Source organism: Klebsiella sp. F11 (genome assembly GCF_056712265.1).
The window spans coordinates 4,256,910-4,278,489 of record NZ_CM160060.1; the positions used below are offsets into that span (position 1 = coordinate 4,256,910).

Here is a 21,580-nt window from a genome sequence, read left to right on the forward strand (position 1 = left end):
TCATGACGGCTTCGAGGCGAGACGTCTTAATTGAATCAGGCATAGCTACAGCTGCCCCCCTGACCAACACAGCAGGGCGGCCAGAGGAGAATAGAGCGATGGAAAACTTCAAGAACATTTCATTCAAGAATCGAAGCATTGACATGGCGGGAAATATCTATTTTCCAAATGACTTTGATCCGAGCAAAACATATGCTGCGATTGTTCTGTCCACACCTGGCAGCAGTGTAAAAGAGCAAATCGGTGCGATCTACTCGAGTAAACTGGCGGAACGTGGCTTCGTGGTGCTGACCTTTGACCCGTCATATCAGGGCAAAAGTGGTGGCGAGCCGCGCGATCTCGAGGATCCGGCAGCCCGTGTCGAGGACATTCGATGCGCCGTCGATTATTTGATGACGCAGAGCTTCGTAGACGAGACCCGAGTTGGCCTACTCGGCATTTGTGCCGGCGGCGGCTATGCAGTCAATGCTGCGCTCACTGAGCATCGCTTCAAGGCAGTCGGAACGGTGGTTGGCAACAATATCGGCAGCGCCTTCCGCAAGATGCAGTCGAAGGAAGACCTGCTGAAGAAGCTCAAGGAGGTGGGCGCGCAGCGCACGGCCGAGGCACGGGGTGCCGAGCCTCGGCGCGATCCCTGGATTCCAGATAGTTTGAAAGAGGCAGAGGCGGCCGGGATCATGGACTCGGAGTTGTTAGAGGCCGTCAAATTTTATCGTGAGTCGCAATATCGTCATCCGAACTCCAGCAACCGGATTCTCTTTTCGAGCTATGCCGAACTACTCAACTTTGATGCTTTCCATCTCGTAACTGAACTGCTAACACAGCCACTTCAAGTCATTGTTGGTGGGAAGCGCGGTAACACGGGTCAATATGAGGCGGGACATCAACTGTTCGAACTATCGCCAGCAGCCGAGAAGGATCTCTTCGTGGTTGAGGGTGCCGGCCACTACGATATGTACTACAAACCCGAGTATGTCGCGCAGGCCACTGATCGACTGGCGAAGTTCTATTCCAGGCACCTTAGCGTATAAGGTTAGCAAGATTTCCATCGGTCATTTCGACTCTGCTGCACGACTACCTGCACAGGTCAGCCGTAAGTTGCAAGTATGCGCGCAAACAACAGCCCGGCCACTGCGCCGGGTTGCATGGGTTAACCCGGAAGATAGCAAATCAAACCGCGCTATTGGCGTAGCGCTGAATGAGACTGCATGTAAGACGATTCGAGCTCAGATAGGCAACCATAATAAATGGGTATTTGTTCACACGAAAGCATGGCATCGACCAGATCACTCATTAACGCCCGCGGTAAGGAAAATGCGGGTTGATGATAACCGGGCGTGGAACTCGGCGTGCAAACGCGCAGGAATTGAAGACTTCCGTTTTCATGACCTGAGACATGCGTGGGCAAGTTGGTTAATTCAGTCTGGCGTTCCGCTTTCCGTACTGCAGGAAATGGGCGGCTGGGAGAGCATTGAAATGGTTCGTCGATATGCTCACATGACGCCGAACCATTTGACGGAGCATGCACGACAAATTGACTCGATTTTTGCAGAAGATGTCCCCAAATATGTCCCACGAAGGAAAATCAGCGACTGGAGGAGGTTTGTAAATGGTTGATTTTAAATGGTACGCCCTACAGGGCTCGAACCTGTGACCTACGGCTTAGAAGGCCGTTGCTCTATCCAACTGAGCTAAGGGCGCACTGAGAAGCGGGAGCTTCATGATGTGCAATCGCCGGGAATTATACGGTGCACGCCTGATGAGTCAATGCATTTTGCCATCAAACTGTTTTCTGTCGGCTAGCTGGCTATTTATGCATCAAGCGACGCATAAGGATTATTCAATCCTCGTGGTCATTTCCCAACATAACATCAGCTTAATTATGCGCCGCGCCGCCATTTATTGATCTTAAACCCGCCTCAACGATATGGTTTATGGTCTGCCCGCGCGCCGAAAAGCGATAAAAAATCAAACGAGGACTGACAGAGAGGCTGGCTTCTGACAAAATATCCGCATCCCCCTTTCGTTAAGATACAGATGGAATCCTCTCTCTGATGGCAGCAAAAATTATTGACGGTAAAACGATTGCGCAGCAGGTGCGCTCTGAAGTCGCGGAAAAAGTGAAGGCGCGCACTGCGGCCGGAAAACGCGCCCCAGGGTTAGCCGTCGTGCTGGTTGGCAGCAACCCGGCATCGCAGATTTATGTCGGCAGCAAGCGCAAGGCGTGTGAAGAGGTAGGGTTCATCTCCCGCTCATACGATCTCCCGGAAACCACCAGCGAAGCGGAGCTGCTGGAACTTATCGATACGCTGAATGCCGATTCGACAATCGACGGTATCCTGGTACAGCTGCCGCTGCCTGCCGGGATCGATAATGTGAAAGTGCTGGAACGCATTGCGCCGGACAAAGACGTCGATGGTTTCCATCCCTACAACGTCGGCCGCCTGTGCCAGCGCGCTCCGCGCCTGCGCCCGTGCACGCCGCGCGGTATCGTGACGCTGCTTGAGCGCTACAACATCGACACCTACGGCCTGAACGCCGTGGTCATTGGCGCCTCTAACATCGTCGGCCGCCCGATGAGCATGGAGCTGCTGCTGGCAGGCTGCACCACCACCGTGACCCACCGCTTTACCAAAAACCTGCGCCAGCACGTCGAAAATGCCGATCTGCTGATCGTCGCGGTCGGTAAGCCGGGCTTTATTCCGGGAGAATGGATTAAAGAAGGGGCAATTGTGGTCGATGTCGGCATTAACCGCCTGGAAAGCGGCAAAGTGGTTGGCGACGTGGTCTATGAAGATGCCGCCGCGCGCGCGTCATACATCACGCCGGTGCCCGGCGGCGTCGGGCCGATGACCGTTGCCACCCTCATTCAGAACACGCTGCAGGCGTGCGAAGAGTATCACGACATTAAGGAGGCCTAAGATGGCGACTTTTTCTCTGGGTAAACACCCGCACGTTGAGCTGTGCGATCTGCTGAAGCTGGAAGGCTGGAGCGAAAGCGGCGCGCAGGCCAAAATCGTGATTGCCGACGGCCTGGTGAAAGTCGACGGCGCGGTAGAAACCCGCAAGCGCTGCAAGATCGTTGCCGGCCAGACCGTCAGCTTTGAAGGCCAGAGCGTTACCGTTACCGCCTGATTGCCGTCGCTGAATAAAAAAATGCCGGGCCCTTAAGGTCCGGCATTTTTATTTCGCTACTGGCTTCGGGACTACTTGCGCCGCCAGGTGGTGCCCTGAGCGCCATCTTCCAGCACGATGCCCATCTCGTTGAGACGGTCACGCGCGGCGTCCGCGGCGGCCCAGTCCTTCGCCTGACGCGCATCAAGACGCTGCTGAATCAGCGCTTCAATCTCGGCCACTTCGCCATCATCGGCCTGCGCCCCGCTCTGCAGGAACGCGTCCGGCTCCTGCTCCAGCAGCCCCAGCACGCCGGAGAGCTTGCGCATATGCGCCGCCAGCGCGTTCGCCGCCTGCGCATCCTCGGTTTTCAGACGGTTCACTTCGCGCGCCATATCGAACAGCACCGAATAGGCTTCCGGGGTGTTGAAATCGTCGTCCATCGCTTCCACAAAGCGCGCCTCAAACGCTTCGCCGCCGGCCGGCGCCGCCGCTTTGTCGGTCCCGCGCAGCGCGGTGTACAGCCGCTCCAGCGCGGAACGCGCCTGCTTGAGGTTCTCTTCGCTGTAGTTCAGCTGGCTGCGATAGTGGCCGGACATCAGGAAGTAGCGGATGGTTTCGGCATCGTAAAACTTCAGCACGTCGCGCACGGTAAAGAAGTTGCCCAGCGATTTCGACATCTTTTCGCGGTCAATCATCACCATGCCGGAGTGCATCCAGTAGTTCACGTATTCGCCGTCGTGCGCGCAGGTGGACTGGGCGATCTCGTTTTCGTGATGCGGGAACATCAGATCCGAACCGCCGCCGTGAATATCGAAGTGGTTGCCCAGCTGCTTGCAGTTCATCGCCGAACATTCGATGTGCCAGCCCGGACGCCCGGCGCCCCACGGCGACGGCCAGCTCGGCTCGCCCTCTTTCGACATCTTCCACAGCACGAAATCCATCGGGTTGCGTTTGACGTCAACCACATCAACGCGGGCGCCCGCCTGCAGTTGCTCCAGATCCTGGCGCGACAGCTGACCGTAGTTCGGATCGGTCGGAACCGAGAACATCACGTCGCCGTTGTCCGCCACGTAGGCGTGCTCGCGGGCGATCAGCTGCCCGGTGATTTCAATAATCTCCGGAATATGGTGCGTCGCGCGCGGCTCAAGGTCCGGGCGCAGAATATTCAGCGCATCAAAATCTTTGTGCATTTCGCCGATCATGCGATCGACCAGCGCCACGAAGCTTTCGCCGTTCTCATTCGCACGCTTAATGATTTTGTCGTCAATATCGGTAATGTTGCGCACGTACTTCAGCTTATAGCCGAGAAAGCGCAGGTAGCGCGCCACTACGTCAAAAGAGACAAAAGTACGGCCGTGACCGATGTGACAGAGATCGTAAACGGTGATACCACACACGTACATGCCAACTTCCCCGGCATGAATAGGTTTAAACTCTTCTTTTTGGCGCGTCAGTGTATTAAAAATTTTTAACATCGAAGATTCCGTGTAAACGTGTGTAGTGATAAGCCGCGTATTCTAACCTGAATTCAACCCCGAAGCAGCACACAATGCAAGGTGATCCAACCCCGCGGTTATGCTATAACAGCCCCCTATGTCACGCCCAACCTCGGGTTCAAGCACCACAATCATCGGAACAGGATGCAAAAATGGTTACTTTCCACACTAATCATGGCGATATCGTAATCAAAACCTTTGACGAAAAAGCGCCGGAAACAGTTAAAAACTTCCTGGACTACTGCCGCGAAGGTTTCTACAACAACACCATTTTCCACCGTGTTATCAACGGCTTTATGATCCAGGGCGGCGGTTTTGAACCGGGCATGGAGCAGAAAACAACTAAATCTCCGATCCAGAACGAAGCCAACAACGGTCTGAAAAACACCCGCGGTACGCTGGCGATGGCCCGTACCCAGGCGCCGCACTCCGCCACCGCGCAGTTCTTCATCAACGTGGCCGATAACGACTTCCTGAACTTCTCCGGTGAAAACCTGCAGGGCTGGGGCTACTGCGTATTTGCTGAAGTCGTTGAAGGCATGGACGTAGTCGACAAAATCAAAGCGGTTTCTACCGGCCGCAGCGGCATGCATCAGGATGTGCCGAAAGAAGATGTGGTGATCAAAAGCGTCACCGTCAGCGAATAATTCGTGGCGACACTTTTTATTGCAGACCTGCATCTGCAAACCGAAGAACCGGCGATTACCGCCGGTTTTCTCCGCTTTTTACGCGGCCAGGCCCGCGAGGCGGACGCGCTCTATATCCTTGGCGACCTGTTCGAAGCCTGGATCGGCGATGACGATCCTAACCCGCTGCATCAGGAAATCGCCGCCGCGCTCAGCGCGTTGACCCGCTCCGGCGTCCCCTGCTTTTTCGTCCACGGCAACCGCGATTTTCTTATCGGCCAGCGCTTTGCCCGCGCCTGCGGTATGACGCTGCTGACGGAAGAAAACGTGCTCGATCTCTACGGCCACCGCGTTTTAATTATGCATGGCGACACCCTCTGCACCGACGATGCCGGCTACCTGGCGTTTCGCGCCAAGGTGCATACGCCGTGGATCCAGCGCCTTTTCCTCGCTCTGCCGCTGTTTATACGCCGCCGCATCGCCGCAAAAATGCGCGCCAACAGCAGCGCGGCCAACAGCAGTAAGTCAATGGAGATAATGGACGTTAACCCGCAGGCGGTAACGGCGGTCCTCGAAAAGCACCGCGTTCAGTGGCTAATCCACGGCCATACCCATCGCCCGGCCATCCACCAAATGGAAGCTAACGGCCTGCCGGCGTTTCGCGTAGTCCTCGGCGCGTGGCACAGCGAAGGTTCGATGGTCAAAGTCACCAAAGACGACGTTGAGCTGCTCCCTTTCCCGTTTTAATTATCGCGCTATTTTCCGCCAGCGCCGGCCTACGCAACCGTTTTCCTCGCCCGTATATCGTGTTATTCTCTGTGGCCTCTAAAGCAGTGTGAAGCACACCCACAGGAGTTTTAAGACGCATGTCTTCCCGCAATAATTCGGCGCGTATCGCCATCGTGATGGGGTCCAAAAGCGACTGGGCTACCATGCAGTTTGCCGCAGAAATCCTTGATGCCCTGAACGTTCCGCACCACGTTGAAGTGGTCTCCGCGCACCGTACTCCCGATAAGCTGTTCAGCTTCGCCGAAGGCGCGGAAAGCAACGGCTATCAGGTGATTATTGCCGGTGCGGGCGGCGCGGCGCATCTGCCGGGCATGATTGCGGCGAAAACGCTGGTCCCGGTCTTAGGCGTGCCGGTACAGAGCGCGGCGCTGAGCGGCGTTGACAGCCTCTACTCTATCGTCCAGATGCCGCGCGGGATCCCGGTCGGCACCCTGGCTATCGGCAAAGCCGGAGCCGCCAACGCCGCGCTGCTGGCGGCGCAGATTCTGGCGCAGCACGACGCGGAACTGCACCAGCGCCTGGGCGCATGGCGCCAGGCGCAAACTGATGAAGTGCTGGATAATCCGGACCCTCGGGGTGCGGCATGAAGCAGGTTTGTATCCTCGGCAACGGCCAGCTCGGCCGCATGCTGCGCCAGGCCGGAGAACCGCTGGGTATCGCGGTGTGGCCGGTTGGCCTTGAGGCCGACCCCGAAGCGGTGCCGTTTCAGCAAAGCGTCATCACCGCGGAAATCGAACGCTGGCCGGAAACGGCCCTCACCCGCGAACTGGCGCGTCATCCGGCGTTTGTTAACCGCGATGTGTTTCCCATTATTGCCGATCGCCTAACGCAAAAGCAGCTGTTCGACAGGCTGGGCCTCGCCACCGCGCCATGGCAGCTGCTGGCGGATAAAAACCAGTGGCCGGCGGTTTTCGCGACCCTCGGCGAGCTGGCTATCGTTAAGCGCCGCGTTGGCGGCTACGACGGCCGCGGCCAGTGGCGTTTGCGGGAAAATGAAACCGCTCAGCTGCCCGACGATAACTACGGCGAATGTATCGTCGAGCAGGGGATTAACTTCTCCGGCGAAGTGTCGCTGGTTGGCGCCCGCGCTCAGGACGGCAGCACAGTATTCTATCCGCTGACCCGCAACCTGCATCAGGACGGCATTCTGCGCACCAGCGTGGCCTTCCCGCAGGCCAACGCCCGCCAGCAGGATCAGGCCGAAGACATGCTCTCCGCCATTATGGACGAGCTGCAATATGTCGGCGTGATGGCGATGGAGTGCTTCGTCACCGCCGACGGTCTGCTGATCAACGAGCTGGCCCCGCGCGTGCACAACAGCGGCCACTGGACGCAGAACGGCGCCTCCATCAGCCAGTTTGAGCTGCATCTGCGGGCCATTACCGACCTGCCGCTGCCGCCGCCGGTGGTCAACAGCCCCTCGGTGATGATCAACCTGATCGGCACCGATCTTAACTACGACTGGCTGAAGCTGCCGCTGGTGCACCTACACTGGTACGACAAAGAGGTTCGTCCGGGCCGCAAGGTGGGTCACCTGAACCTCACCGACAGCGATACCGACCGCCTGAGCGCCACGCTCGAAGCGTTGAAGCCGCTGCTGCCGCCGGAGTACGCCAGCGGTATTTTCTGGGCCCAGTCGCAGCTCAGCTAAGCCTTTCGTGCCGGGGGAAGCGCGTTCCCCCTTCCCCGGCACGCCTTCAGGCGCGTAGAATCCCTCCTTCGCTTGACACAAAATCTCGGTTTCACTGCAAAAGGAAGACCCATGAATAATGGGACGGATTATCGCGCCATTCTCGCCGCGGATACCCCGCTTATTGACGTGCGCGCCCCGGTTGAGTTTAGCCAAAGCTCGCTCCCCGCAGCGCTCAACCTGCCGCTGATGAACGATGAAGAACGCGCCGCCGTCGGCACCTGCTACAAACGTCAGGGGGCAGAAGCCGCCCTGGCGCTCGGGCATCGCCTGGTTAACGACGACCTTCGCGCCCAACGTATGCGGGCGTGGCGTGAAGCCTGCCAGCGCAATCCTCAGGGCTATCTTTGCTGCGCCCGCGGCGGCCAGCGCTCGCACATTGTTCAGCAGTGGCTGCGTGAATCGGGCATCGACTACCCGCTGATCGTCGGCGGCTATAAGGCGCTGCGCCAGGCCGCCATCCGGCTGACGCAGGAGCTGGTCCAGCGCCCGATGGTGCTGATCGGCGGCTGCACCGGCAACGGTAAAACCCAGCTGGTCGGCGCGCATCCTGACGGAATCGACCTCGAAGGGCTCGCCCACCACCGCGGCTCCTCGTTCGGGCGAACGCTGCGCGACCAGCATCCTCAGGCGACCTTTGAAAACTACCTCGCGGTGTCTATGCTGAAAAAGGCCCCCAGCCAGCGCCGCTGGGTGCTGGAGGATGAAGGACATATGATAGGCGCCAACCACCTGCCGGAATGCCTGCGCGAGCGCATGGCGCAAGCGCCGCTGGCGGTGGTGGAAGATCCGTTTGATGTCCGCCTGGCGCGCCTGCGGGAGGAGTATTTTGACCGGATGCACCGCGAATTTATCGCCGCGTACGGTGAAGAACAGGGCTGGCAGGAGTACAGCGCGTATCTGCACCACGGCCTGTTTGCGATCCGCCGTCGCCTGGGGCTCCAGCGTTTTGCTCAGCTCACCGCCCTGCTTGATGAGGCGCTGGCGGAGCAGCTGCGTACGGCGAGCACCGACGCGCATTTTGCGTGGCTTGTTCCGCTATTGAAAGAGTACTACGACCCGATGTACCGCTATCAGCTGGGTAAAAAAGCGGAGAAGATTATCTTTCGTGGTGCCTGGCAGGACGTCGCCTGCTGGCTGGCGCGATAGGTCGCGTAAACGCAGCGCAAGCCGGGGTTTGCGGCATCGCGCTGCGCGGGAGGCGGCGGTTTAGAAATCGTAGCGCAGACGCACCATGTTCATATCGCCCAGGTTGTCGGTGCTGGACGTAAAGACGTGTTCGTAGTCAACGCGGAAGCCGTAATCCAGCTGGAAGCTAACCCCGAGACCGTTATCAATGCGCTGGTAGTTACGTCCGTTCACGTATTCCAGGCGGTCGCCCATAAAGTACGGCTGAACGGATTTAAGCGCGTACTGGCCAACCGGGATTTTATAACCCGCGAAGTACTCAATACCCCAGGCGTCGCCGGCGAAGTAGTTATTCACATCGACTTTTTTGCTGGTCAGGAAGTTCTGATACCAGCCGCCGCCGAAGGAGAAGGTCCAGTTATCCGGCGTCCAGCTTAGGGCGGTACCGAGAATATTCTGGTCGTAGGTTTTATTCTCCGAGCTGGACGGATCGCGCATTTCGGCACGCGTATAGTTCCACGCCGTCCCCCAGGTCAGGTCCTTCATGATGTGGTAATCCACGCCCACGGAGCCCCCGCCTTTACGCTTATAGCGCAGGCCGTTCCCCGGCAGATACTCATTATCTTCAAACAGATAAGAAGCATACAGATCGACGTCGCCGGCGGATTTCTTATACTTGAGCATATTGCGCGAGCGATAAGAACCGTCGTAATCGCCGTTGATCCCGTTGCCCGGCGCCTGGGCTATCATGTCGTAATCCCAGATATCGGTTTTGACCCCCACCACGTCGTAATAAATACTGTTTTGCTGACCGTAGGTTAACGTCCCCCAGGTGTCGCTCTTCAGCCCGGTATAGAGCATACGGCGGGAGGTGTTATTGGCGCCTTCCGCATAGTGATTATCCCAGTCAAACAGCGCCGGAATATTAACCCCCAGCTCGTAATAGCTGATCCAGCTAATATCGTCGAACAGGTAATAATCAGCGGCGAAGCGGAAACGGGTCCCGCCGTCGAAGCCGTTACGCTTATAGGAGCCTTTATCGCCATCGCCGGACATCATATTGAACTGCGGACGGATACTCCCGCCGACGGTAAAGTTCAGGCGGCTTAACGGGTCGCCGGCCTGCGGATCTTGTTTCAGCAACGTAATTTCAGCCTGGGAAGCAAAAGAAGTCACTGCCAGAGCTGCGCCGATCGTCATCGCCAGCGCTTTTATTTTATGTGCCATGCTTTTTCCTTAAGTAATAAGCAACCTTATATTTGCAAGGTGAATATTACCCGTGATTACTAACGCCGTGTTGTCGCGTTTTTAAGCTTTTGTGCGCTTATAAATCAGTTACTTATCATTTTGTGCCGTTAAAGGAAATCCGCCGCGGATTTCATCAAACCGTCATTAAAATGCCCTACCTGCAGCGCGGCGGGCTTAAACGCAACGCAGTAAAAAGCCCGGGGCGTTGAGACTCAACCCCGGGCCCGCAGATGCGAAGCGCGCTGAATTACTGGCTAAACTGGCGGAACAGCGCCTTGCCCTTTAATAAACGCAGCCCCAGCCAGCCGCCGCACAGGGAGAGCAGCAGCGCCCCGCAGAGGGGCAGCATCACCCACAGCCGCCAGTCCGGAGACCAGGGAAAATCAAAGACTTTGGTTTGCAGCATCGCCAGCGCCACCTCGGCCCCTATCGCCGCCACAATCCCGGACACCACGCCCAGCAGGGCAAACTCCGCCCACAGCGTGGTACGCAGCAGCGACTTTCCGGCCCCCAGCGTACGCCAGACCACCAGCTCCTGATAGCGCTGGCGCATCCCGACCTGTACCTGCGCCAGCAGCAGTAAAATACCGCAGGCGGTGACCAGCACTACCATCACCTCCAGCGCGCGGCTGACCTGGGTCAGGACCTGGCCTACCTGGCGGAGGATGGCGCCGATATCGAGCAGGCTGACGGTCGGGAATTCGCGGTTCAGCTGCGTCAGCATGCCGCTGCCGTTGTCCCAGCGGAAGCTGGTCAGCCAGCTCTGCGGCTGCCCGTCGAGCGCGTTTTTCGGGAAGATAAAGAAGAAGTTGGGCCGCAGGCTCTCCCAGTCCACTTTGCGCACGCTGGTCACCTTCGCGCCGAACTCCTGGGTATCGCCGGTAAAGGTGACGCTATCGCCAGGCTTAATCCCCAGGCGCTGCGCCAGCCCCTCTTCGATCGACACCTCCCCCGCTTTTGGCGGCCAGCTGCCGGCCACCAGCGGATTATGATCCGGCAGGTCGTCGCTCCAGGTCAGATTGAGCTCGCGATTCAGCGCCTCGTCCTTATTGCCCTCCGTCGCCTGGCCGTTAATCTGCGTCAGGCGCGCGCGGACGATGGGGTAAAACTCCGTCGCCGCCGTCTGGTGCCCGGCAAGGAAGGCTTTGACCGGCTCAACCTGATCCGGGGCAATATTAATCAGGAAGTAGTTGGGGCTTTCCGGCGGCAGCTGCTGCTGCCAGCGATCCAGCAGATCGCCGCGCAGTACCAGCAGCAGGGCGAGCAGCATAAACGACAGCGAGAACGCCGCCAGTTGGCTTAGCGTCGACCACGGCTGGCGCAGCAGGCGGTTAACCGCCAGGCGCAGCGGCAGCGCCTTCAGCGTCACGCGCTTCAGCAACCACAGCAGCCCCCAGCCCAGCAGGCCGCACAGCAGCGCCAGCACCACCGCGCCGGCCAGCACCGCCCACAGCAGCGGGCTGCCGCCCATCAGCCAGGCCAGCAGGATAATCACCACCGCGCAGACCAGCGGAATATAGACCTTCAGCGGCCAGACGTTAGCCACCACGTCCTGGCGCAGCACCCGCAGCGGCAGCGTCGCCAGCAGCAGCCGGTAGGGCCGCAGCCCCACCAGCAGCGAAATCACCACCATCGCGCCAATCGCCCACAGCCACGGCCAGAGGCTGGCGGCCGGCAGCGCGCCCGGGAGAACCGGTTTCAGCATCACCAGCAGGATCTTCTCCAGCCCCATCCCCATCGCGCCGCCGGCAATCGCCGCCAGCGCCAGCAGCAGCAGCCACTGCCCAACGATCAGCTTGCGCAGCTGCGCCCGCCCGGCGCCTAAGGTTTTAAGGATCGCCACCAGATCGTAGCGGCTGCGGCAGTAGTGGCTCATGGCCACCGCCACCGCCGCCACCGCCAGCAGAAGCGTGAGCAGCGCTGAGAGCAGCAAGAACTGCTGCGAGCGTTCGAGCGATTTACCCAGCGCGCTGTCATCCTGCTCGAGGCCAATCCAGCGGTGTTCCGCCCCCAGCTTTGGCAGCAGCCACCGCTCGTACTCCGCCAGCTGCGGCGCGGCGCCGGCGAACTTATAGCGCCAGGAGACGCGGCTGCCGGGCTGCACCGCCCCGGTCTTCGCCACGTCGGTGGTATTCATCATCAGTCGCGGCGCCATCTGGAAAGGATTGAACCCGGCGTCCGGCTCCTGAATCACCTCCCCGGCAATGCGCAGCGTGGCGTCGCCGACGTCGATGGTATCGCCGGTTTTTAAATTCAGCAGCGCCATTAAGCGCGGGGCCAGCAGCACGCTGCCCGCCTGCGGCTTTAAGCCCGGCGGCTGGGTTTCCAGCTGACCGTAAAGGGGATAGGTATCGTCAACCGCCTTAACGTCGGCCAGCTGCGGCGTATCGCCAGCAAAGGTCATGGTGGCGAAGCTAAGCTGCTCGCCAACCGTTAATCCCAGCCGACGCGCCTGCGCCAGCCAGTCGGCGGGCACCTCGCGCGAGCTGCGCAGCGTCCGGTCTCCGGCCATGAACTCACGGCTCTGCTGGCTGAGCCCCTTTTCCATACGATCGCTTATCGACCCCAGCGCCAGCACGCAGGCCACCGCCAGGCTCAGCGCCAGCCAGACGATCAGCAGCGACGGCGATCGCCATTCGCGCCAGAACCAGCGGGCAATCATGCTTCCTCCCGCAGCTGACCATCAACCAGCCGCAGCCGCCGGTCGCAGCGAGCCGCCAGCAGCGGATCGTGCGTCACCAGGATCAGCGTCGTCCCGTGTTCGCGATTGAGCGAAAACAGCAGGTCGGCAATTTTGTCCCCGGTCTGCCGATCGAGGTTGCCGGTCGGTTCATCGGCAAACAGCAGCTCCGGACGTCCGTTGAAGGCGCGGGCCAGCGCCACCCGCTGCTGCTCGCCGCCGGAGAGCTGCGCCGGCAGGTGGTTCAGGCGTTTGCCCAGCCCCAGCTGCTCAAGCAGCGCCCTGGCGCTGCCCCGGCTCTGGCTGTCGCTCTCGCCGCGCAGCAGCGCCGGAAGCTCAACGTTTTCCAGCGCGTTGAGGGTCGGGATCAGCATAAAGGACTGAAAGACGAAGCCGATGTGCTTCGCGCGCAGCTGCGCCCTCGCCTCTTCGTCCATGTGGTGCAGCGGCTGCCCGAGCAGAGAGACTTCACCGCCGCTGCCGTCGTCCAGCCCGGCAAGAATGGCCAGCAGCGTGGATTTACCGGAACCCGACTCGCCGATCAGGGCGATGGTCTGCGCCGGTTTGACAACCAGCTCAACTCCGGTGAGGATGGAAAGCTGATGCTCTCCCTGACCGACGGACTTCTTAAGATGATGAACTTCAAGTATGTTTTCCGCTGGCATTTGCCTTTCCTGTTTCTGGTCCTGTTTACCTGCCGCGCGATGGCGGCGGATACGCTGTTAGTTCTCGGCGACAGCCTGAGCGCCGGCTATCGCATGGCGGCCAACGCCGCGTGGCCTGTGCTACTTAACGATAAGTGGCAGGCCAAAACGCCGGTGGTTAACGCCAGCATCAGCGGCGACACGTCGCAGCAGGGGCTGGCGCGTCTGCCGGCGCTGCTTAAGCAGCATCAGCCACGCTGGGTACTGGTCGAACTGGGCGGCAACGACGGGCTGCGCGGCTTCCCGCCGCAGCAAACGGAGCAGACGCTGCGCACCGTTTTGCAGGATATCAAAGCGGCGAATGCCCAGCCGCTGCTGATGCAAATTCGCCTGCCCGCCAACTATGGCCGTCGTTATAATGAAGCCTTTAGCGCAATGTATCCCGCACTGGCCAAAGAGTTTGATATTCCTCTGTTACCCTTTTTTATGGAAGAGGTCTATCTGAAACCACAGTGGATGCAGGATGATGGCATCCACCCCAACCGCGACGCCCAGCCGTTTATTGCCGACTGGATGGCGACGCGGCTGGCTCCCTTAGTTAATCATGACTCCTGATCCGCAGGGGTTGTTTGCAGGTAAAGTTATGCAAAAAACGGTTTTAGTTACAGGATGTTCCAGCGGTATTGGCCTTGAAAGCGCGCTCGATCTGCAACGTCAGGGCTTTAAGGTTCTGGCCGCCTGCCGCAAGGCCGAGGACGTGGCGCGGATGCGGGAACTCGGACTGACCGGTATTTTGCTGGATCTTGACGATCCGCAGAGCGTGGAGCGCGCGGCGGCGGAGGTGATCGCCCTGACCGATAATCGGTTGTACGGCCTGTTTAATAACGCCGGCTACGGCGTGTATGGCCCGCTGATCACCATTAGCCGCCGGCAGATGGAGCAGCAGTTTGCCGCCAACTTTTTTGGCGCCCATCAGCTCACCATGCTGCTGCTTCCGGCGATGGAGCCGCACGGCGAGGGGCGTATCGTGATGACCTCCTCGGTGATGGGGATCATCTCCAGCCCCGGCCGCGGCGCCTATGCCGCCAGCAAATATGCGCTGGAGGCCTGGTCCGACGCCCTGCGCATGGAGCTGCGCTACAGCGGCATTAAGGTCAGCCTGATTGAGCCGGGGCCGATTCGCACCCGCTTTACGACCAACGTTAACCAAACCCAGCGCGACAAGCCGGTGGAAAATCCCGGCATCGCCGCGCGCTTTACCCTCGGGCCGGAGGCGGTGGTGGAAAAAGTGCGCCATGCTTTCGTTAGCGATAAACCCCGGCTGCGCTATCCGGTGACCTTCGTCACGCACGCGGTCGCCCTGCTCAAACGCCTGCTGCCGGCGCGGATGATGGACAAAATTATCCAGGGCTGAGTTGAAGCGCCGGCCGCCGCCCCCATGTATACAAAAAATCGATTAAAGAGATGCGCTTATGTCAGTACAGAATATTATCAATATTACCGAAGCTAACCTGCATCAGACGCTGGAGCAATCCGTTACCGCGCCGGTGCTGTTCTATTTCTGGTCCGCGCGCAGCCAGCACTGCGAGCAGCTGACGCCGGTTCTGGAGAGCCTGGCGGCGCAGTACAACGGTCAGTTTATCCTGGCGAAGGTGGACTGCGATGCCGAGCAGATGCTGGCTTCGCAGTTCGGCCTGCGCTCGATCCCGACGGTTTACCTGTTCCAGAACGGCCAGCCGGTTGACGGCTTTGAAGGCCCGCAGCCGGAGTCCGCCGTACGCGCGCTGCTTGATAAAGTGCTGCCGCGCGAAGAGGAGCTAAAGGCCCAGCAGGCGCTGGCGCTGATGCAGGAAGAGAAGTACGCCGAAGCCCTGCCGCTGCTGAAAGAGGCGTGGCAGCTCTCCGCGCAGGAGAGCCAGATTGGCCTGCTGCTGGCGGAAACACTGATCGCCCTGCAGCGCTCCGACGAGGCCGAGGCGGTGCTGAAAAAGGTTCCGCTGCAGGATCAGGACACCCGTTTCCAGGGGCTGGTGGCGCAGATTGAGCTGCTTAAGCAGGCGGCCGATACCCCGGAAATTCAGCAGCTCCAGCAGCAGGTTGAGCAAAACCCGCAGGACGCGGCGCTGGCGGCGCAGCTGGCCCTGCAGCTGCATCAGGTTGGCCGCAACGAAGAGGCGCTGGCCCTGCTGTTCAGCCATCTGCAGGAAAATTTAGACGCCGGCGACGGCCAGGTGCGCAAGATGCTGCAGGAAATTCTGGCCGCCCTCGGCACCGGCGACGCGCTGGCCGCCAAATATCGCCGCCAGCTCTACTCCCTGCTGTACTGATCGTTAAACCTCCCCGGCGGCGCCTCGCCGACCGGGGAACGCGGTCAGGCGCTCTTTTTCAGGTGCGTCACCACCAGCTGGTGGCGCGGGTTAAAGAATTTTCGGTAGGTCAGATAGCCGGCGATGATGGTTGACAGGCTGGCGGTCGATAGCAGCATAAATGTGACCATTATCTGATACTTAATTGCTTTAACCGGATCTATCCCGGCAAAAATCAGCCCCGACATCATTCCCGGCAGGCTCACCAGCCCCACCGTTTTCGCTGAATCGATGGTCGGAATCAGCGCGGCGCGAATACTGTCGCGAATTAGCCCGGCAGAGGCCATCTTTGGCGTCGCGCCGAGGCTCAGCTTCTCCTGAATTTGCTGCTGTTCGCTGCTGAAACGCTGACCCATATTGTTGTAGCACAGCCCCACCGCCACCATCGCGTTGCCGGCGATCATGCCGGCGATCGGGATCACCTGCATCGGCACGAAAGAGATCGAGCCGGAGAAGACCAGCACCGCCAGGGTCAGCCCGGCGCCGGTGGTAATGGCGATAAACGATGAGATGAAGGCCTTATCGATATATTTGCTGCGCTTTTTCGCATTCCACGCGGCGTTAAAACAGATAAACAGCACCATAAGCAGCGTCAGCAGAACGTGATTGACGTTGAAGATATATTTCAGCACGTAGCCGACGATAATCAGCTGCGCCACCGCCCGGCAAATGCTCCAGATGATATCTTTCTCCAGCGCCAGCTTTTCGCGATAGCTCACCACGATGGCCACCAGCACCAGCACCATCGACAGGGCCAGCGATTCGTTGGTGATATTATGTCCGTTCATTGCTAACCTCCCGCCCCTCTACGCTCGCCGGCTGCAGCGTAACCACTTCATCGGCGTGGTCGATTTCATTCCGGTCATGCGTCACCCACAGCACCGCAATATTCTTTTCCGTCACATAGCGATGAATAATATCGTTCACGTTGCGCTTATTGCTCTCATCCAGGGCGCTGGTAATTTCATCGAGCAGCAGCACCTGCGGCAAAAACTGCAGGTTGCGAATAAGCGAAACGCGCTGCTTTTCTCCCCCGGAGAGTTCGTTAATCGATTTGCCCAGCGTACTTTCCGCCAGCCCAAAGCGGCGTAAATCGGCAATCAGCGCCTGCGGGTCCGGCTGCTGACGGCGAATTTGCCAGGGAAAAATAAGGTTGTCATAGACCGAGTCGCCGAATAGCGCCGGAGTTTGCGCGCAATATGAGACCTGCTGGCGGTAGGCTTCCGGCGATAGCGTATTGATATCCTTGCCGGAGTAAAAAATCTGCCCGCTGGTCGGGCTGAGCAGCGAGGCGATAATTTTAAGCAACGTGCTTTTACCGCAGCCGGAGGGCCCGGTAATTAGCTTAAATTCTCCGGCGCCCAGCTCGAGATTAATATTATGCAGAATGACCGACTTATCGATCTGAAAGCCAACGTCCTCAAGGCGCAAGATAGCTTTATTTTCCTTCATTATCGTTCCATATATTTCCCAAAACCCGACTAGTTTACTCCACTTTTCTTTCGCCAGGATGGGGAGAAAGATATACTCGATTTAAACATGCGTCATTTTGCTGACGTCTGGCAGGCAATTAAACAGGAGGTTTTTTGATGCTAATTTTTATCCCCGTTCTTATTTTTGTCGCCCTGGTGATCGTTATTGCCGGGGTGAAAATTGTCCCGCAGGGCTACCAGTGGACCGTCGAGCGCTTCGGCCGCTATACCATGACCCTGCAGCCGGGCCTGAGCCTGGTGGTGCCGTTTATGGACCGCATCGGCAGAAAAATCAATATGATGGAGCAGGTGCTGGATATTCCCTCCCAGGAGGTCATTTCGCGCGATAACGCTAACGTCACCATCGATGCGGTGTGCTTTATTCAGGTGATTGACGCGCCGAAAGCGGCCTATGAGGTCAGCAACCTCGAGCTGGCGATTATCAACCTGACGATGACCAACATCCGTACCGTTCTCGGCTCGATGGAGCTCGACGAAATGCTCTCCCAGCGCGACAGCATCAACACCCGCCTGCTGCATATCGTCGATGAGGCCACCAACCCGTGGGGGATCAAAATCACCCGCGTGGAGATTCGCGACGTGCGCCCGCCGGCGGAGCTTATCGCCTCGATGAACGCCCAGATGAAAGCCGAACGTACCAAGCGCGCCTATATTCTCGAAGCCGAAGGGGTACGTCAGGCGGAGATCCTGAAAGCCGAAGGCGAAAAGCAGTCGCAAATTCTCAAAGCCGAAGGCGAGCGCCAGTCGGCGTTCCTGCAGGCGGAAGCGCGCGAGCGTTCGGCGGAAGCGGAGGCCCGCGCCACCCAGATGGTCTCTTCCGCCATCGCCTCCGGGGATATTCAGGCGATTAACTACTTCGTTGCGCAGAAATATACCGACGCCCTGCAGCAGATCGGCGCAGCAAATAACAGCAAGGTCGTGCTGATGCCGCTCGACGCGACCAGCCTGATGGGATCTATCGCCGGAATTAGCGAACTGCTCAAAGAAGGCGCCGGCGAACGGAAAAAACTATGATCGCGATGATACTGGTTCATCCGCATATCTTCTGGCTGAGCCTCGGCGGGCTGCTGCTGGCGGCGGAGATGCTCGGCGGCAACGGCTATCTGCTGTGGAGCGGCGTTGCCGGGGTGATCACCGGGGCGCTGACCTGGATGCTGACGCTGGGCTGGGAGTGGCAGGGCACGCTGTTTGCCGCGCTGACCCTGCTGGCGGCCTGGCTGTGGTCGCGCTGGCTGCGCGGCCAGGAGAAGCGGCAGAAGCCGGCCGACGCCCGGCTTAACCAGCGCGGGAATCAGCTGATTGGCCGCGTCTTCTCGCTGGAGACGGCGCTGGTTAACGGCCGCGGCCACGTGCGCGTTGGCGATAGCTCATGGCCGGTGGTCGCCGACGAGGACCTCGCCGCCGGCAGTAAGGTGGAGGTGCTGGCGGTTGAGGGCATCACGCTGCGGATCAGGCTCGCCCCTCCCCACCGCTAACTCTGCGTCTTGCGATGGCAGCAGCCGGAGAGATTGTCGATAATCGGGCAGTCAGCGCCGTCATCGCCGGGGCAGGACTCCGCCAGCGCCAGCAGGTGGCTACGCATGCTCTGTAGCTCGCTGATATGACGCTCAATATCAGCGACTTTATCCAGGGTTCTGCGCTTGACGTCGGCGCTATGCCGCGACGGATCGTTAAACAGGTCGACCAGCTCGCGGCACTCCTCGAGGTTAAACCCAACCTGCCGCGCCTGGCGCAGCAGGGTCAGCTCGTCCAGGTGCCGCTGGCTGTAGCTGCGGTAGCCGTTGTCGCTCCGCAGCGGCGGCGTCACCAGCCCCTTCTCTTCGTAGAAGCGAATCGCTTTACTGGTTAAGCCAGTCCTTTTTGCCACATCGCTGATATTCATCGCCTCTGCACCTCGCTGCTTGTCGCCCTGCCCCTATTGTAGGATCATTCGCGCAATAACCAACCCTGCACGGGAAGGAAAAAATATAAGCCATATTTTTTATCAGGTTAACCGCGCCCACGGTATTGCATAACGTGATAAAGCTCGCAAAAAACTATTTACTCACCGGTAGAAATTGACCCATATCAAAGGTGCATTCCATTTACCTCTTCGCTTCTGGACGTGTCCTCCACAAACCAATATAAATGCGAATGATATTGGTTATCATTATAATAAAGGTTAATCTAATGGTGGAAAGGATAAAACGGGGGAGCATGCTACTCTCCAGCCTGTCGCTGTTTGTTGCCGCTAACGTTTCTGCGACAACCCCAACCAGCACGGCTAAAACGACCGGCGACGAGACGCTGATCGTCACGGCCAATCGAACAGAATCAAGCCTCTGGGAAAGCCCGGCGACCGTTCAGGTTATCGACCGGGAAACGCTCAACAACTCCACCAGCGTCTCTATCGCCGACGATCTGCGGGATATCCCCGGCGTTGAAGTGACCGATAACTCTCTGGCCGGACGTAAGCAAATCCGCATCCGCGGCGAGGCCTCTTCGCGGGTGCTGATTTTGATTGACGGCCAGGTGGTCAGCTACCAGCGCGCCGGGCAGAACTACGGCGTCGGGCTGCTGATTGATGAGTCGGCGCTGGAGCGGATCGAGGTGGTAAAAGGCCCCTACTCGGTGCTTTACGGCTCGCAGGCCATCGGCGGCGTGATCAACTTTATCACTAAAAAAGGCGGGGATAAGCCCCTCGCCGGCACGGTAAAGGCGGTATATAACTCGGCGACCGCGGGCTGGGATGAGTCCGCGGCGGCCTGGGGCAGCATCGGCCAGTTCGACTATCGCATCAACGGCAGCTACTCCGATCAGGGCAACCGCGATACGCCGGACGGCAGATTGCAAAACACCAACTTTCGCAACAACAGCCAGGGCGTCTGGCTTGGCTACACTCTCGACCAGCATAAGTTCGGCCTGTCGCTCGACCGCTACAGGACCTCCACGCAGACCTGGTTTGACGATCCGGATGGCGAATATGAAGACTTCAGCGTCCGTATCCCCAAGCTGGAGCGCGAAAAGATCGGCGCATTCTATGACTTCGACGCCGGCGGCGATTACCTGAAAAAAATCCACCTCGACGCCTACAGCCAGACCATTGCGCGTGAGTTTGAAAACCGGATTAAGACCACCCAGCCGATCCCCAGCCCGATTATCCAGGCGCTGACGGTCAGCAACCAGACCAACACCAACGATAAGCAATATACCCAGGGCGTAACGCTGCAGGGCAATTTCTCCCTGCCGGCGAACAACGAGCTGGTTATCGGCACCCAGTATCAGCATGACAAAGTGAAGCAGGACACCCGCAGCAGCACGCGCCAGACGGCGGCCACCGGCGCCTTCGACATCCAGACCCTCACGCTGTCGCATATTGAGGCGCAGCAAAGCAACGCCTCGGTGTTTGCCCAAAACGACTGGCGCTTCGCCGATGACTGGACCTGGACCGTTGGCGCGCGTCAGTACTGGCTCTCCTCCGAGCTTAACCGCAGCGACAGCCGGAGCGGCGCGGTCAGCCAGTCAATGGGCGGAAAATCGGCCCACGACGATAAGCTGGTGACCTCGACCAGCCTGCGCTATTCCGGCTTTAAAGACGTTGAGCTGCGCGCGGCGTACGCCCAGGGCTACGTCTTCCCAACGCTGACCCAGCTGTTTATGCAGACCTCGGCCGGGGGCGGCATCACCTATGGCAACGCCGGCCTGAAGGCGGAACACTCCAACAACTATGAGCTGGGCGCCCGTTACAAAGGCAATATGTGGCTGGTTGACGGCGCGATTTACTACTCCGAAGCCAAAGACTATATCGCCAGCCTCCCCTGTTCGGGCCAGGCGATTTGCAGCGGCAACAGCACCTCTTCGCGCGGCGAATATTTCTATTACGACAATATCGATCGCGCCAAAACCTGGGGGATGGAGCTGACGGCGGAGTACAACGGCTGGGCCGTTTCACCCTATCTGAGCGGCAACCTTATTCGCCGGCAGTACGAAGGCGAAACCGTTAAAACCTGGGATACCGGCGAGCCCGCGCTGACGGGACGAGCGGGTCTGAAGCACACGCTGCTGCTGAATAGCGCCAACGTGACCTCCGATCTCTTCGTGCGCGCCGCCTCCAGCGCTAACGATAAAACCGGCGCCAGGGAGATTCGCTATCCGGGCTGGGCAACGCTTAACCTCGCGTTTAATACCGAGTTCGGCCCGCAGGAGCAGTATCAGGTCAACCTGGCGCTCAACAACCTGACCAACAAGCGCTATCAAACCGCCCATGAAACCATTCCGGCGGCCGGATTTAACGCGGCGGTTGGCTTCGCGTGGAACTTCTGAT

General features: G+C 59.1%; 21 protein-coding genes, 1 tRNA gene and 1 pseudogene. 15 read left to right on the forward strand and 8 right to left on the reverse strand.

Going from position 1 to position 21,580, the window contains the following annotated elements:
- Positions 1-98 precede the first annotated feature (98 nt).
- Both AC1M2H_RS20965 and AC1M2H_RS20970 read left to right on the forward strand, forming a co-directional pair.
- Positions 99-1,031 (forward strand): alpha/beta hydrolase, encoded by a 933-nt coding sequence (locus AC1M2H_RS20965; RefSeq protein WP_480148902.1) that lies wholly within the window; start codon positions 99-101, stop codon positions 1,029-1,031.
- A gap of 103 nt (positions 1,032-1,134) precedes the next feature.
- Positions 1,135-1,617 (forward strand): annotated as a pseudogene (locus AC1M2H_RS20970) (tyrosine-type recombinase/integrase); the annotation flags it as partial.
- A gap of 7 nt (positions 1,618-1,624) precedes the next feature.
- Here the strand turns inward: AC1M2H_RS20970 and AC1M2H_RS20975 are convergent.
- Positions 1,625-1,701, reverse strand: a tRNA-Arg gene (locus AC1M2H_RS20975).
- A 353-nt stretch (positions 1,702-2,054) separates the two neighbouring features.
- On the opposite strand from AC1M2H_RS20975, the gene folD reads away from it, so the two are divergent.
- Positions 2,055-2,921: a bifunctional methylenetetrahydrofolate dehydrogenase/methenyltetrahydrofolate cyclohydrolase FolD gene (gene folD / locus AC1M2H_RS20980; RefSeq protein ID WP_480148903.1), complete on the forward strand. Its 867-nt coding sequence runs from the start codon at positions 2,055-2,057 to the stop codon at positions 2,919-2,921.
- A gap of 1 nt (position 2,922) precedes the next feature.
- Positions 2,923-3,135: a ribosome-associated protein YbcJ gene (ybcJ, locus tag AC1M2H_RS20985; RefSeq protein ID WP_023279775.1), complete on the forward strand. Its 213-nt coding sequence runs from the start codon at positions 2,923-2,925 to the stop codon at positions 3,133-3,135.
- A gap of 71 nt (positions 3,136-3,206) precedes the next feature.
- On the opposite strand, the gene cysS is transcribed toward ybcJ, so the two are convergent.
- Positions 3,207-4,592: a cysteine--tRNA ligase gene (gene cysS / locus AC1M2H_RS20990; RefSeq protein WP_480148904.1), complete on the reverse strand. Its 1,386-nt coding sequence runs from the start codon at positions 4,590-4,592 to the stop codon at positions 3,207-3,209.
- A 173-nt stretch (positions 4,593-4,765) separates the two neighbouring features.
- Here cysS and ppiB point away from each other — a divergent pair, with 173 nt between their 5' ends.
- The 5 genes from ppiB to mnmH all read left to right on the forward strand — a co-directional run bounded on the left by ppiB (position 4,766) and on the right by mnmH (position 8,867).
- A complete protein-coding gene (ppiB, locus tag AC1M2H_RS20995; RefSeq protein WP_480148905.1) occupies positions 4,766-5,260 on the forward strand; it encodes a peptidylprolyl isomerase B in 495 nt (164 codons plus the stop codon).
- A 3-nt stretch (positions 5,261-5,263) separates the two neighbouring features.
- Entirely contained in the window at positions 5,264-5,986 is a 723-nt protein-coding gene (gene lpxH / locus AC1M2H_RS21000; RefSeq protein WP_480148906.1) for a UDP-2,3-diacylglucosamine diphosphatase, read from the forward strand.
- A gap of 119 nt (positions 5,987-6,105) precedes the next feature.
- The gene (purE, locus tag AC1M2H_RS21005; protein WP_480148907.1) at positions 6,106-6,615 is read left to right on the forward strand and encodes a 5-(carboxyamino)imidazole ribonucleotide mutase; all 510 of its coding nucleotides are present in this window, start codon (positions 6,106-6,108) and stop codon (positions 6,613-6,615) included.
- On the forward strand, positions 6,612-7,679 hold the full coding sequence (purK, locus tag AC1M2H_RS21010; protein WP_480148908.1) for a 5-(carboxyamino)imidazole ribonucleotide synthase: 1,068 nt from the start codon (positions 6,612-6,614) through the stop codon (positions 7,677-7,679). The genes purE and purK overlap by 4 nt, the downstream gene beginning before the upstream one ends.
- 111 nt (positions 7,680-7,790) lie before the next feature.
- A complete protein-coding gene (mnmH, locus tag AC1M2H_RS21015; protein ID WP_480148909.1) occupies positions 7,791-8,867 on the forward strand; it encodes a tRNA 2-selenouridine(34) synthase MnmH in 1,077 nt (358 codons plus the stop codon).
- Between the two features lie 60 nt (positions 8,868-8,927).
- Here the strand turns inward: mnmH and AC1M2H_RS21020 are convergent, their stop codons facing one another.
- From AC1M2H_RS21020 to ybbA, 3 genes are all read right to left on the reverse strand, one after another.
- Positions 8,928-10,073, reverse strand: coding sequence for a porin (locus AC1M2H_RS21020; protein WP_480148910.1), 1,146 nt, complete (start codon positions 10,071-10,073; stop codon positions 8,928-8,930).
- Positions 10,074-10,341: 268 nt separating this feature from the next.
- Positions 10,342-12,756: a putative ABC transporter permease subunit YbbP gene (gene ybbP / locus AC1M2H_RS21025; RefSeq protein ID WP_480148911.1), complete on the reverse strand. Its 2,415-nt coding sequence runs from the start codon at positions 12,754-12,756 to the stop codon at positions 10,342-10,344.
- Complete coding sequence (gene ybbA, locus AC1M2H_RS21030) at positions 12,753-13,439, reverse strand: putative ABC transporter ATP-binding protein YbbA (protein ID WP_480148912.1); 687 nt, start codon at positions 13,437-13,439, stop codon at positions 12,753-12,755. Before ybbA ends, ybbP begins: the two co-directional genes overlap by 4 nt.
- On the opposite strand from ybbA, the gene tesA reads away from it, so the two are divergent.
- Genes tesA through AC1M2H_RS21045 form a run of 3 tightly spaced genes read left to right on the forward strand, consistent with a single transcriptional unit; the run spans position 13,407 to position 15,745 of the window.
- Complete coding sequence (tesA, locus tag AC1M2H_RS21035; protein WP_480148913.1) at positions 13,407-14,033, forward strand: multifunctional acyl-CoA thioesterase I/protease I/lysophospholipase L1; 627 nt, start codon at positions 13,407-13,409, stop codon at positions 14,031-14,033. The two genes, ybbA and tesA, sit on opposite strands and share 33 nt — an antisense overlap.
- The gene (locus tag AC1M2H_RS21040; protein WP_480148914.1) at positions 14,023-14,832 is read left to right on the forward strand and encodes an SDR family oxidoreductase; all 810 of its coding nucleotides are present in this window, start codon (positions 14,023-14,025) and stop codon (positions 14,830-14,832) included. Before tesA ends, AC1M2H_RS21040 begins: the two co-directional genes overlap by 11 nt.
- 58 nt (positions 14,833-14,890) lie before the next feature.
- Positions 14,891-15,745: a co-chaperone YbbN gene (locus AC1M2H_RS21045; protein ID WP_480148915.1), complete on the forward strand. Its 855-nt coding sequence runs from the start codon at positions 14,891-14,893 to the stop codon at positions 15,743-15,745.
- Between the two features lie 44 nt (positions 15,746-15,789).
- Here AC1M2H_RS21045 and fetB read toward each other — a convergent pair whose 3' ends face one another.
- Both fetB and fetA read right to left on the reverse strand, forming a co-directional pair.
- A complete protein-coding gene (fetB, locus tag AC1M2H_RS21050; RefSeq protein WP_480148916.1) occupies positions 15,790-16,572 on the reverse strand; it encodes an iron efflux ABC transporter permease subunit FetB in 783 nt (260 codons plus the stop codon).
- Entirely contained in the window at positions 16,559-17,236 is a 678-nt protein-coding gene (gene fetA / locus AC1M2H_RS21055) for an iron efflux ABC transporter ATP-binding subunit FetA (protein ID WP_480148917.1), read from the reverse strand. The genes fetB and fetA overlap by 14 nt, the downstream gene beginning before the upstream one ends.
- A 137-nt stretch (positions 17,237-17,373) precedes the next feature.
- Here fetA and AC1M2H_RS21060 point away from each other — a divergent pair, with 137 nt between their 5' ends.
- Positions 17,374-18,291 (forward strand): SPFH domain-containing protein, encoded by a 918-nt coding sequence (locus tag AC1M2H_RS21060; protein ID WP_480148918.1) that lies wholly within the window; start codon positions 17,374-17,376, stop codon positions 18,289-18,291.
- Positions 18,288-18,752, forward strand: a complete 465-nt coding sequence (locus AC1M2H_RS21065; RefSeq protein ID WP_480148919.1) for an NfeD family protein — start codon at positions 18,288-18,290, stop codon at positions 18,750-18,752. The genes AC1M2H_RS21060 and AC1M2H_RS21065 overlap by 4 nt, the downstream gene beginning before the upstream one ends.
- Here AC1M2H_RS21065 and cueR read toward each other — a convergent pair.
- Positions 18,749-19,159 (reverse strand): Cu(I)-responsive transcriptional regulator, encoded by a 411-nt coding sequence (gene cueR, locus AC1M2H_RS21070; RefSeq protein WP_480148920.1) that lies wholly within the window; start codon positions 19,157-19,159, stop codon positions 18,749-18,751. The two genes, AC1M2H_RS21065 and cueR, sit on opposite strands and share 4 nt — an antisense overlap.
- Before the next feature lie 287 nt (positions 19,160-19,446).
- On the opposite strand from cueR, the gene AC1M2H_RS21075 reads away from it, so the two are divergent.
- Positions 19,447-21,579, forward strand: a complete 2,133-nt coding sequence (locus AC1M2H_RS21075; RefSeq protein WP_480148921.1) for a TonB-dependent receptor plug domain-containing protein — start codon at positions 19,447-19,449, stop codon at positions 21,577-21,579.
- The last annotated feature ends 1 nt before the right edge of the window (position 21,580 follow it).